Origin of the sequence: Vreelandella lionensis, from assembly GCF_044543515.1 — a bacterium.
Lineage (GTDB): Bacteria > Pseudomonadota > Gammaproteobacteria > Pseudomonadales > Halomonadaceae > Vreelandella > Vreelandella lionensis.
The window spans coordinates 38,134-50,737 of the sequence record NZ_JBITWC010000008.1 but is presented as its reverse complement, the minus strand read 5'-3'; the positions used below and the strand labels follow the sequence as shown (position 1 = coordinate 50,737).

Below are 12,604 nucleotides of genomic sequence, written 5' to 3'. Positions count from 1 at the left end.
AGCCGTCATATGAAAGATTTGGTGAAAGTACTCAAATCGCAGTCTCAGTCCGAAGAGTTCGACGCGATCAAGATTACCCTCGCGTCGCCGGACATGATTCGCTCCTGGTCGTTTGGCGAGGTGAAGAAGCCTGAGACCATCAACTACCGTACCTTTAAACCGGAGCGGGACGGTCTGTTCTGCGCCAAGATTTTTGGTCCGGTCAAAGACTACGAGTGCTTGTGCGGCAAATATAAGCGCATGAAGCACCGCGGTATCATCTGTGAGAAGTGTGGCGTTGAAGTCACCAAGGCTGCCGTGCGCCGCGAGCGCATGGGCCATATCGAGCTGGCATCGCCGGTCGCTCACATTTGGTTCCTGAAGTCACTGCCGTCGCGTATCGGTATGTTCCTCGATATGACCCTGCGTGATATCGAGCGCGTGCTGTACTTTGAAAGCTTTGTCGTTATCGACCCAGGCATGACCACGCTGGAGCGTGGTCAGCTGTTGAACGACGAGCAGTACTTCGAAGCGCTAGAGGAGTTCGGCGACGACTTTGACGCCCGCATGGGTGCCGAAGCGGTGCAAGAACTGCTGAAAGACATCGATCTGGAAGAAGAGATTAACCACCTGCGTGAAGAAATTCCGCAGACGAACTCTGAAACCAAGATCAAGAAGCTGTCTAAGCGCTTGAAGCTGCTAGAAGCGTTCTACCACTCCGGCAATGCGCCGGCGTGGATGGTCATGGAAGTACTGCCCGTGCTGCCGCCGGATCTGCGTCCGCTGGTACCGCTGGACGGTGGCCGTTTCGCGACCTCCGATCTTAACGACCTTTACCGTCGTGTGATCAACCGTAATAACCGTCTGAAGCGTCTGCTGGACCTCAATGCGCCGGATATCATCGTGCGCAACGAGAAGCGTATGCTGCAGGAAGCGGTCGACGCACTGCTGGATAACGGCCGCCGTGGCCGTGCGATCACCGGTTCTAACAAGCGCCCGCTGAAATCGCTTGCCGATATGATCAAAGGTAAGCAGGGTCGTTTCCGTCAGAACTTGTTGGGTAAGCGCGTAGACTACTCAGGCCGTTCGGTCATCACCGTCGGTCCGACGCTGCGTCTGCACCAGTGTGGTCTGCCGAAGAAAATGGCGCTCGAGCTGTTCAAGCCGTTCATCTACTCCAAGCTGCAGTCGCTGGGCCATGCGTCCACGATCAAAGCCGCGAAGAAGATGGTCGAGCGCGAACTGCCGGAAGTGTGGGACATCCTGGCCGACGTTATCCGCGAACACCCGGTACTGCTTAACCGTGCGCCGACGCTGCACCGTTTGGGCATCCAGGCGTTTGAGCCACTGCTGATCGAAGGTAAGGCGATCCAGCTGCACCCGCTGGTGTGTGCGGCTTACAACGCCGACTTTGACGGTGACCAGATGGCGGTCCACGTACCGCTGACCCTGGAAGCACAGCTCGAAGCCCGTGCGCTGATGATGGCGACCAACAACGTACTGTCGCCTGCCAACGGCGAGCCGATCATCGTACCGTCGCAGGACGTTGTTCTGGGTCTGTACTACATGACCCGTGAAAAGATCAACGCTAAAGGCGAAGGCATGGTGTTCTCTGACCTCAATGAGGTTGAGCGTGCGTTCGGTACTCAGTCTGTCTCGCTTCACGCCCGCGTGAAAGTGCGTTTGGACGAAGTGGATGTCGAGGAAGAGACCGGGGCGCGCAGCTTCCACCGTCGCCTTTATGACACGACCGTTGGCCGTGCATTGCTGTTCCGCATTCTGCCGGAAGGCGTGCCGTTCGCGCTGATCGATCAGCCGATGAAGAAGAAGGCGATCTCCAGCCTGATCAACGAGGTATACCGTCGTGCGGGCCTGAAGCCCACGGTCATCTTCGCTGACCAGCTGATGTACACCGGTTTCCGTCTGGCGACGTGGTCGGGTGCCTCTATCGGGGTTAACGACTTCGTTATCCCCGAAGCCAAAACCGAGATTGTTGACGCTGCGGAAGCGGAAGTTAAAGAGATCGAAGACCAGTTCTCTTCTGGCCTGGTAACAGCAGGTGAGAAGTACAACAAGGTTATCGATATCTGGTCCAAGGCGAACGATAAAGTTGCCAAGGCGATGATGGTCGGTATCTCGAAAGAGACGGTTGTTGATCGTGACGGTAATGAAGTTGAGCAAGACTCCTTCAATAGCGTCTTCATCATGGCTGACTCGGGTGCTCGTGGTTCTGCGGCACAGATTCGTCAGCTGGCGGGTATGCGTGGCCTGATGGCCAAGCCGGATGGCTCGATCATCGAAACGCCGATCGTGGCTAACTTCCGTGAAGGTCTGAACGTACTTCAGTACTTCATCTCGACCCACGGCGCACGTAAAGGTCTGGCGGATACGGCCCTGAAGACGGCCAACTCCGGTTACCTGACTCGTCGTCTGGTGGACGTTGCTCAGGACTTGGTCATTACCGAGACCGACTGTGGCACTGAAAATGGCCTGACACTGCACCCGATCATCGAGGGTGGTGACATCATCGTACCGCTGTCTCAGCGTGTACTGGGCCGTGTGGTTGCGCAGGACGTGGTTGACCCGAGCACTGAAGAAGTACTGATCCCGCGTAATACACTGCTTGATGAGAAATGGTGTGCATCGCTGGATACCATGGGTGTGGACGAAATTATCGTTCGTTCAACCATCACCTGTGATACGGCTCACGGCGTATGTTCATCCTGTTACGGTCGTGACCTTGCCCGTGGCCACCAGGTCAACATCGGTGAGTCTGTCGGCGTTATCGCCGCACAGTCGATCGGTGAGCCGGGTACCCAGCTGACCATGCGTACGTTCCACATCGGTGGCGCGGCATCGCGTTCATCGGCGGTCGATAGCGTTCAGGTGAAGCACGGCGGTAAAGTACGCCTGCACAACATCAAGCACGTAGAGCGTGCCGATGGCAAGCTGGTGGTGGTGTCTCGTTCAAGCGCCTTGGCGGTTGCCGATGACCATGGCCGTGAGCGTGAGTACTACAAGCTGCCCTACGGTGCCGAGCTTTCCGTACGCGACGGCGATGTTGTCGATGCCGGTGCGGTAGTGGCTAAGTGGGATCCGCACACGCACCCGATCATTGCGGAAGTAGAAGGTAAGGCGCAGTTCATCGATCTCGACGAGGGTGTCACCATGCACCGCAGCGTCGATGAGATGACCGGTCTGTCGTCTATCGAAGTAATTGAGTCTGCAGCACGCCCGATGGCGGGCCGCGACAAGCGACCGATGGTGATGCTGAAAGACGCTGCTGGCGAGTACGTTTCTGTATCCGGTTCGAACACACCGGTTCAGTACCTGCTGCCGGGCAACTCGATTATCTCCGTGGACGATGGCGCGACTATCGGCGTGGGTGAAGTGGTTGCACGTATTCCGGTTGAAGCGTCTGGTAACAAAGACATCACCGGTGGTCTGCCGCGGGTTGCTGACCTGTTCGAAGCGCGTAAACCGAAAGAGTCTGCGATTCTTGCAGAAATCAGCGGTGTTATCAGCTTCGGTAAAGAGACCAAGGGTAAGCGTCGTTTGACGATTACACCGGAATCTGGCGATCCGTTTGAAGCGCTGATCCCGAAATGGCGTCAAATCGCCGTCTTCGAAGGGGAAGCGGTTGAGAAGGGTGAAGTCATTTCGGATGGCCCGAGCAACCCCCACGATATCTTGCGTCTGCTGGGTGTCGCGGAACTGGCTAAATATATCACTGCCGAAGTACAGGACGTTTATCGTCTGCAGGGTGTAGGCATCAACGATAAGCACATCGAAGTGATCGTGCGTCAGATGCTGCGTAAGGTAGAGATCACCGACTCCGGGGACTCTGACTTCATCACCGGCGACCAGGCCGAGTTGGTGCGTGTGCTTGAACAGAACGCACGGCTTGAGAAAGAAGGTAAGTTCCCGGCCAAGTATCAACGCTTGCTGCTGGGTATCACTAAGGCCAGCTTGGCCACTGAATCGTTCATTTCCGCAGCGTCGTTCCAGGAAACGACCCGCGTACTGACCGAAGCAGCGGTAACCGGCAAGCGCGACTACCTGCGCGGCCTAAAAGAGAACGTGGTGGTTGGACGTCTGATTCCGGCAGGTACCGGTCTGACTCACCACGCAGAGCGTCGTCGCAAGCGCGAAGACGTAGAGCGTCTGTTCAATCCCTCGGCCACCGAGGTAGAGCAGGAGCTTGGCGCTCAGTTGACAGCCCTTGATTCAGACGACGATCTGTAATCACTGGTAGGCAACGAGCAACAACGAGTGGCTGGCCCTTATGGCACAGTCTTGCTGGCGAATTCGCCAGCAAGACTTGACGCCACCTAGGGTCAGCCTTTAGAATGCGCAGCCTTTAACAGTGGGGCGGGTGCGCCCGCATCCGCTGCTAGTACTTGTTAAAGGCTAAGGCAACCATTGGAGTCAGCTAAACACCATGGCAACGATTAATCAGCTAGTGCGCAAGCCGCGCAAGCGCCCCGTCACTAAAAGTGACGTGCCTGCGCTTCAGGCATGCCCGCAAAAACGTGGCGTTTGTACGCGCGTTTACACCACTACCCCTAAGAAGCCGAACTCGGCCCTGCGTAAGGTCTGCCGTGTGCGCCTGACGAATGGCTTTGAAGTGTCTTCTTACATTGGTGGTGAAGGTCACAACCTCCAAGAGCACTCTGTTGTTCTGATTCGCGGCGGCCGTGTAAAGGATTTGCCAGGTGTGCGTTATCACACCGTTCGTGGCGCCCTTGACACCTCTGGCGTACAGAACCGTAAGCAGGGTCGTTCTAAGTACGGTACTAAGCGTCCGAAGTCCTAAGACAGCTTATCGCAGCGCCCGTCGCGCTGTGGCGTTACCTTTCACACGAATATGACGGTCTGATAAGAGTAAGGTCGGGCAACGCTGAAAGCGCATGTTAGTCCCGGGTTTACCTGAAGGATCCTTAATTGAGGGCTTATCATGCCTAGAAGAAGAGTTGTAGCTAAACGCGAAATCCTGCCGGATCCTAAGTTCGGAAGTGAGCGTCTGGCGAAGTTCATGAACCACCTGATGGTCAGCGGCAAGAAGTCCGTAGCTGAGCGCATCGTTTATGGTGCGTTGGACAAGGTTGCCGAGCGTAGCAAAGAAGAGCCGCTGGAAATCTTCGACAAAGCGCTGGAAACCATCCAGCCGATGGTCGAAGTAAAATCGCGCCGCGTTGGTGGTGCGACCTATCAGGTACCGGTTGAAGTTCGTCCGTCACGCCGCCAAGCGCTAGCTATGCGCTGGTTGGTAGACGCTGCGCGTCGTCGCGGTGAGAAAACGATGGTTCAGCGCCTGGCAGGTGAAATGCTGGATGCCGCTGAAGGCAAAGGCTCGGCTGTTAAGAAGCGTGAAGATGTGCACCGTATGGCAGAAGCCAACAAGGCCTTCTCTCACTATCGTTTCTAAGCTCGGCGTTTCTAAGTTTGTGTTTTCTGCTGTCGGTTGCGCTGCGTTAAAGAAATTTTTCGTCATGCTGCAACACGCCGCCGCTATCGTTATCGATGGCGGCGGTGGCATAGGCAGAAATCGCACCGCTGGATTAACGGGCATCGCCAACTAACGGGAGCTTCACCGTGGCACGCAAGACTCCACTAAATCGCTATCGCAATATCGGTATCGTCGCTCACGTTGACGCGGGTAAAACCACGACAACTGAGCGCGTACTGTTCTACACCGGTCTTTCCCACAAAGTGGGTGAAGTACACGACGGTGCAGCGACCATGGACTGGATGGAGCAGGAGCAGGAGCGTGGTATCACTATCACCTCAGCTGCAACTACCTGTTTCTGGCAGGGCATGAGTAAGCAGTTTGATGAGCACCGCATTAACATCATCGACACCCCCGGGCACGTTGACTTCACTATCGAAGTTGAGCGTTCGCTGCGTGTTCTTGATGGCGCGGTCGTTGTACTGTGCGGCTCCTCCGGCGTTCAGCCGCAGACCGAAACAGTATGGCGTCAGGCTAACAAGTATGAAGTTCCGCGCATGGTCTTCGTCAACAAGATGGACCGTACTGGCGCTGACTTCTTCATGGTTGTTAACCAGCTGAAAGAGCGTCTCAACGCTAATGCTGTGCCCATTCAGATCAACTGGGGTACGGAAGAAGACTTCAAAGGCGTTATCGACCTGATCGAGATGAAAGCCATCTTGTGGGACGAAGAGAGCCTGGGCATGAGCTTCGACCTCGTCGATATTCCGGCTGAACTGCAAGAAACAGCTGAGAAGTATCGCGAAGAGATGGTTGAGGCTGCCGCTGAAGGCTCTGAAGAGCTGATGGACAAGTACCTTGAAGAAGGCGAGCTAACCGTCGCTGAAATCAAGGCTGGTCTGCGCGCGCGTACCCTGGCCAACGAAATCGTTCTGGTTACCTGTGGTTCTGCGTTCAAGAACAAAGGTGTTCAGGCGGTTCTGGACGGCGTTATCGAATACATGCCTTCGCCGACGGAAGTTAAGGCGATTGAAGGTGAGTTGGACGATAAAGACGGCACCATTGCTACCCGTGTGGCGGATGACAGTGCGCCGTTTGCGGCGTTGGCTTTTAAAATCGCCACCGACCCCTTCGTTGGTACGCTGACCTTTATTCGCGTTTATTCGGGCGTTCTGAAATCTGGTGACGGCGTTTATAACTCCGTTAAGCAGAAGAAAGAGCGTGTTGGTCGTATCGTTCAGATGCACGCCAACTCCCGCGAAGAGATCAAAGAAATACTGGCAGGCGACATCGCCGCTTGTATCGGTCTGAAGGACGTCACCACCGGTGACACCCTGTGCGATATCGACAACAAGATCGTTCTCGAGCGCATGGAGTTCCCGGATCCGGTAATCTCGGTTGCCGTTGAGCCGAAGTCCAAAGCTGACCAGGAAAAAATGGGCGTTGCACTGGGCAAGCTGGCCCAGGAAGATCCCTCTTTCCAGGTTAAGACCGACGAAGAAACCGGCCAGACCATTATTTCTGGTATGGGTGAACTGCACCTGGACATCATCGTTGACCGTATGCGTCGCGAGTTCAAGGTAGAAGCGAACATCGGTAAGCCGCAGGTTGCCTACCGCGAAACGATTCGCGGCAGCGTCGAGCAGGAAGGCAAGTTCGTACGTCAGTCCGGTGGTCGTGGTCAGTACGGTCATGTTTGGCTGCGTATTGAGCCGCTGACTGCAGAAGAGAAGGGTGAAGGCGAAGACGAAATTTTCTTCAAATTCAACTCTGAGATCGTAGGTGGTGTGGTTCCGAAGGAATACGTGCCTGCGGTTGAGAAGGGTGCTTATGAGCAGCTCAAAAACGGCGTCATCGCGGGTTACCCGATGATCGACGTTAAAGTGTCGCTGTTCGATGGCTCCTTCCACGACGTGGACTCCAACGAGACTGCGTTCAAGATTGCTTCTTCTATGGCAGTGAAAGAAGGTGCCAGGAAGGCCAAGGCCGTGCTGCTGGAGCCGGTGATGAAGGTCGAAATCGTGACCCCCGAAGAGTTTATGGGTGACGTCATGGGCGACCTGAGCCGTCGTCGCGGTCTGGTGCAGGGCATGGATGACTCTTCTTCTGGTAAAGTCATTCGTGCAACGGTGCCACTGGGTGAGATGTTCGGTTACGCAACCGATCTGCGCTCACAGACCCAGGGCCGTGCGAGCTACTCTATGGAGTTCGCGAAGTACGAGGAGGCGCCCTCCAGCGTCGTTGAAGCCGTCATCAATCAAAACGGTTAACCGTTAGCTAACGTAAAGAGGTTATAGCAGTGGCTAAGGAAAAATTTGAACGTTCCAAACCGCACGTCAACGTCGGCACCATCGGTCACGTCGACCACGGTAAAACGACTCTGACAGCGGCCCTGACCCGTGTGTCTGCTGAGGTTTTCGGCGGCGACTGGCGTGAGTTTGATACCATCGATAACGCTCCGGAAGAGCGCGAGCGCGGTATCACCATCGCAACGTCTCACGTTGAGTACCAGTCCGAAGTGCGTCACTACGCGCACGTTGACTGCCCGGGACACGCTGACTACGTCAAGAACATGATCACCGGTGCTGCCCAGATGGACGGCGCGATCCTGGTATGTTCTGCTGCTGACGGCCCCATGCCGCAGACGCGTGAGCACATCCTGCTGTCTCGTCAGGTTGGCGTTCCGTTCATCGTCGTGTTCCTGAACAAAGCGGACATGGTCGATGACGAAGAGCTGCTCGAGCTGGTCGAGATGGAAGTTCGTGAACTTCTGTCCGAGTACGACTTCCCGGGTGACGACACGCCGATCATCACTGGTTCTGCCCTGATGGCGCTGAACGGTGAAGACGAGAACGGCATGGGTACGACTGCGGTCGCTAACCTGATCAAAGCTCTGGATGACTACATCCCTGAGCCGGAGCGTGCCATCGACCAGCCGTTCCTGATGCCGATCGAAGACGTATTCTCTATCTCTGGCCGTGGCACCGTTGTTACCGGTCGTGTAGAGCGCGGTATCGTCAAAGCCGGTGAAGAAGTGGAAATCGTGGGTATCCGCGACACCACCAAAACCACCGTTACTGGCGTAGAAATGTTCCGTAAGCTGCTCGACGAAGGTCGTGCAGGTGAGAACGTTGGTGCGCTGCTGCGTGGTACTAAGCGTGATGACGTCGAGCGTGGTCAGGTACTGGCGAAGCCGGGCACCATCAACCCGCACACCGTCTTCGAAGCCGAAGTCTACGTACTGTCCAAAGAAGAAGGTGGTCGTCACACCCCGTTCTTCAAAGGCTACCGTCCGCAGTTCTACTTCCGTACCACCGACGTTACCGGTACGTGTGAACTGCCGGAAGGCGTTGAGATGGTCATGCCGGGCGACAACGTGAAAATGGTTGTTACCCTGATCGCTCCGATCGCTATGGACGACGGTCTGCGCTTCGCGATCCGCGAAGGTGGTCGTACCGTTGGTGCTGGCGTTGTGGCCAAAATCGTTAAGTAATTTGATTGCTTGATGATGAGAGGGGGCTCTTGTGAGCCCCCTTTTCTGCGCACCAATCGCAAATGTTTGACATGTGCTGTTGGCGTGCCTATAATGCGCATCCTTTGAATGCGTGGGTAGACGGCTCGCGCCGTCGACATCCATTGGAGTTTAGGGCAAATGCAGAACCAAAAGATTCGCATTCGGTTGAAAGCGTTCGACCATCGCCTGATCGATCAGTCCACAGCGGAGATCGTTGAAACCGCTAAGCGTACTGGTGCTCAGGTTCGTGGTCCGATCCCGCTGCCGACCAACCGCGAGCGCTATACCATTCTGATTTCACCGCACGTCAACAAAGATGCGCGTGATCAGTATGAGATTCGTACTCACAAGCGTGTGCTCGATATCGTTGAGCCGACCGAGAAAACTGTTGATGCGCTGATGAAGCTCGATCTCGCCGCTGGCGTAGACGTGCAAATCAAGCTCGACTAATACACTAGACACTTCGCGGCCCAGCGCTCACCGTTTTTAGTATGTGAGCAGCAGCCGCCGCGCCGTGAGGCGCCACACAATGTGCTAGTGGAATGCTCTGGAAAGGGCAGCCATAGCGGGTGATAGCCCCGTACACTATAGGAGACTGAGTATGACTATCGGTTTAGTCGGTAAAAAGGCCGGGATGACCCGTGTCTTTACCGAAGATGGCGCATCCGTGCCCGTGACCGTTATTGAAGTTGATCCTAACCGTGTAACGCGCGTTAAGACCATTGAGTCTGACGGCTACGCAGCGGTTCAGGTGACTACAGGTTCTCGTAAAGCCAAGCACCTCACCAAAGCGCAAGCTGGACAGTTTGCCAAGGCGGGTGTTGAGGCTGGTCGTTCACTGATGGAATTCCGTCTTGCAGAAGGCGAAGAAGCTCCTGAAGTGGGTGGCGAACTCACCGTATCCCTCTTCGAAGCTGGTCAAATGATCGACGTGACCGGCACCTCTAAGGGTAAAGGCTTCCAGGGTGCTGTTAAGCGCTGGAACTTCCGTACCCAAGACAACAGCCATGGTAACTCCCTGTCGCATCGCGCGCCGGGTTCTATCGGCATGTGTCAGACACCTGGTCGCGTATTCAAAGGCAAGAAAATGGCCGGTCAAATGGGTAACACCCGTTGCACCGTACAGAGCCTTGAGATCGTCCGTGTCGACGCCGAGCGTAACCTGCTGCTGATCAAAGGCGCAGTACCGGGTGCTACCGGTAGCGACGTTATCGTTCGCAGCGCCGTGAAAGCTGGCTGAAGGGGATAATTACCAATGAATCTGAATCTTGCTGCAGGCACGGGTACCGTTGAAGTAGCCGACGCCACTTTTGGCAAAGAATTCAACGAAGCGCTGGTGCACCAGGTCGTTACCGCCTACTTGGCTGGTGGCCGTCAGGGTACACGCGCTCAAAAGAACCGTTCCGACGTACGTGGTGGTGGTAAGAAGCCGTGGCGTCAGAAGGGTACCGGTCGTGCACGTGCCGGTACTATTCGCTCTCCGCTGTGGCGCAGTGGCGGTGTTACTTTCGCGGCGCGTCCTCAGGACTTCAGCCAGAAAGTTAACCGCAAAATGTACCGCGCGGCGATGCGTTCCATCCTGTCTGAGCTGGTACGTCAAGAGCGTTTAGTCGCTATTGAAGAGTTCAGCGTAGAAGCGCCGAAGACCAAGCAGGTAGCTGCCAAGCTGAAAGAGCTCAACCTTGAGAAAGTGTTGATCGTCACTGAAGAAGTTGACGAAACGCTCTATCTGGCCGCACGCAACCTTCCCCACGTCGATGTGGTGGATGTCGCTGCAGCTGATCCGGTGAGCCTGGTTGCCTTTGATAAGGTCCTGGTCACCGTCTCCGCCCTGCGTAAATTCGAGGAGAAGCTGGCATGAACCAGGAACGCGTATTCAAGGTTCTGCTTGGACCGCACGTGACCGAAAAGGCCGCGATGGCAGCCGAGCGCAACCAGTACGTTTTCAAGGTGGCAAGCGATGCTACCAAGCCCGAGATCAAGAAAGCCGTTGAAGCACTGTTCGGCAAGAAGGTCGGCAGCGTTCAGGTGCTGAACGTTAAGGGTAAAACAAAGCGTACTGCTCACGGCGTTGGCCTGCGTAAGGGTTACCGCAAAGCGTATGTGACCCTGGCTGCGGGTGAAACGCTCGAAGACTTCTCTGGCGCCGAATAAGGGCAGGAGTACGGATAATGGCAATCGTCAAGACCAAACCCACATCCGCCGGTCGTCGCCACGTCGTCAAGATCGTTGGTGAGGAACTGTACAAGGGCCGTGCTTATGCACCGCTTTTGGAAAAACAGTCCAAGTCCGGTGGCCGTAACAACTACGGTCGCATCACCACCCGCCACGTGGGCGGTGGTCACCGTCATCACTATCGGTTGATCGACTTCAAACGCACCAAAGATGGCATTCCTGCCACTGTTGAGCGTCTGGAGCACGACCCGAACCGCAGTGCGCACATTGCGCTGCTGAAGTATGCCGATGGCGAGCGTCGTTACATCATTGCACCGAAAGGTGTCAGCGCGGGTGACGTGCTGGAATCTGGTGTTAACGCGCCCATCAAGAAAGGCAATGCCTTGCCTCTGCGTAACATCCCGCTGGGTTCTACCGTTCACGGTATCGAACTGAAGCCGGGTAAAGGCGCGCAGATTGCTCGCAGTGCCGGTACTAGCGCTCAGCTGGTTGCTCGTGAAGGTAATTACGCCACCCTGCGTCTTCGCTCTGGCGAAATGCGCAAGGTTTTGGCTGAATGCCGCGCAACCTTGGGTGAAGTGAGCAACTCCGAGCACAGCCTGCGTCAACTTGGCAAGGCCGGTGCGAAGCGCTGGAGAGGTGTGCGTCCGACTGTTCGCGGTGTCGCGATGAACCCGGTGGATCACCCGCACGGTGGTGGTGAAGGCCGCACCAGTGGTGGTCGTCACCCGGTATCCCCATGGGGCGTGCCGACTAAGGGTCACAAGACGCGTAAGAACAAGCGCACCGACAAGCTGATCGTTCGTCGTCGTAATAAGACACGTTGATCTAAATTGCCAAGACATTAAGAGGTAACGGCTGTGCCACGTTCACTAAAGAAAGGTCCCTTCATTGACCTTCATCTTTTGAAGAAGGTAGAGGCTGCAGTGGAGAAGAACGACCGTAAACCGATCAAGACTTGGTCGCGTCGTTCGATGATCCTGCCAAACATGGTAGGCCTCACAATCGCTGTCCATAACGGTCGCCAACACGTCCCGGTGCATGTTTCCGAGGAAATGGTTGGTCACAAGCTGGGCGAATTCGCTGCTACTCGCACTTATCGCGGGCATGCGGCGGACAAGAAAGCCAAACGGTAAGCCAGAGAGGATTAAGAGATGGAAGTCACAGCTAAGCTGAGTGGCGCTGCTTTATCCGCACAGAAGGCCCGTTTGGTGGCTGACCAGGTGCGCGGTAAACCGGTCGCCGAAGCTCTTGACCTGCTGACCTTCTCCCCGAAGAAGGCTGCCAAACTGGTCAAGAAAGTGCTTCAGTCCGCCATCGCGAATGCGGAAGAAAACAACGGCATGGACATCGACGAGCTGCGTGTCTCGACCATCTGCGTCGATGAGGGCATGACGCTTAAGCGTATCAAGCCGCGCGCCAAAGGCCGTGCGGATCGTATCTTGAAGCGCACCTGCCACATCACCGTCAAGGTAGCCGAGAAGTAG

General features: G+C 55.8%; 12 protein-coding genes. All 12 read left to right on the top strand.

Annotated elements, in window-relative coordinates; genetic code table 11:
• Positions 1-9 precede the first annotated feature (9 nt).
• The 12 genes from rpoC to rplV all read left to right on the top strand — a co-directional run bounded on the left by rpoC (position 10) and on the right by rplV (position 12,604).
• A complete protein-coding gene (gene rpoC / locus ACIGG6_RS06625) occupies positions 10-4,224 on the top strand; it encodes a DNA-directed RNA polymerase subunit beta' (protein WP_399843335.1) in 4,215 nt (1,404 codons plus the stop codon).
• 196 nt (positions 4,225-4,420) lie between these two features.
• On the top strand, positions 4,421-4,795 hold the full coding sequence (gene rpsL, locus ACIGG6_RS06620; protein ID WP_009098973.1) for a 30S ribosomal protein S12: 375 nt from the start codon (positions 4,421-4,423) through the stop codon (positions 4,793-4,795).
• Positions 4,796-4,936: 141 nt separating this feature from the next.
• On the top strand, positions 4,937-5,407 hold the full coding sequence (gene rpsG / locus ACIGG6_RS06615; RefSeq protein ID WP_016915771.1) for a 30S ribosomal protein S7: 471 nt from the start codon (positions 4,937-4,939) through the stop codon (positions 5,405-5,407).
• A gap of 167 nt (positions 5,408-5,574) precedes the next feature.
• Positions 5,575-7,698 carry an elongation factor G gene (fusA, locus tag ACIGG6_RS06610; protein ID WP_399843331.1) on the top strand — a complete coding sequence of 708 codons (2,124 nt, stop codon included), beginning with the start codon at positions 5,575-5,577 and terminating at the stop codon, positions 7,696-7,698.
• Between the two features lie 29 nt (positions 7,699-7,727).
• Entirely contained in the window at positions 7,728-8,921 is a 1,194-nt protein-coding gene (tuf, locus tag ACIGG6_RS06605) for an elongation factor Tu (RefSeq protein ID WP_139527870.1), read from the top strand.
• Positions 8,922-9,080: 159 nt separating this feature from the next.
• Positions 9,081-9,392 carry a 30S ribosomal protein S10 gene (gene rpsJ, locus ACIGG6_RS06600; protein WP_009098983.1) on the top strand — a complete coding sequence of 104 codons (312 nt, stop codon included), beginning with the start codon at positions 9,081-9,083 and terminating at the stop codon, positions 9,390-9,392.
• Between the two features lie 151 nt (positions 9,393-9,543).
• Positions 9,544-10,182, top strand: a complete 639-nt coding sequence (gene rplC / locus ACIGG6_RS06595; RefSeq protein WP_044628835.1) for a 50S ribosomal protein L3 — start codon at positions 9,544-9,546, stop codon at positions 10,180-10,182.
• A gap of 15 nt (positions 10,183-10,197) precedes the next feature.
• Positions 10,198-10,803, top strand: coding sequence for a 50S ribosomal protein L4 (gene rplD / locus ACIGG6_RS06590; protein ID WP_062363019.1), 606 nt, complete (start codon positions 10,198-10,200; stop codon positions 10,801-10,803).
• Positions 10,800-11,096 (top strand): 50S ribosomal protein L23, encoded by a 297-nt coding sequence (gene rplW / locus ACIGG6_RS06585; protein ID WP_009723902.1) that lies wholly within the window; start codon positions 10,800-10,802, stop codon positions 11,094-11,096. The genes rplD and rplW overlap by 4 nt, the downstream gene beginning before the upstream one ends.
• 17 nt (positions 11,097-11,113) lie before the next feature.
• Complete coding sequence (gene rplB, locus ACIGG6_RS06580) at positions 11,114-11,944, top strand: 50S ribosomal protein L2 (RefSeq protein ID WP_044628832.1); 831 nt, start codon at positions 11,114-11,116, stop codon at positions 11,942-11,944.
• Between the two features lie 33 nt (positions 11,945-11,977).
• Positions 11,978-12,253: a 30S ribosomal protein S19 gene (rpsS, locus tag ACIGG6_RS06575; RefSeq protein ID WP_009098993.1), complete on the top strand. Its 276-nt coding sequence runs from the start codon at positions 11,978-11,980 to the stop codon at positions 12,251-12,253.
• Between the two features lie 18 nt (positions 12,254-12,271).
• Entirely contained in the window at positions 12,272-12,604 is a 333-nt protein-coding gene (gene rplV / locus ACIGG6_RS06570) for a 50S ribosomal protein L22 (protein ID WP_044628831.1), read from the top strand.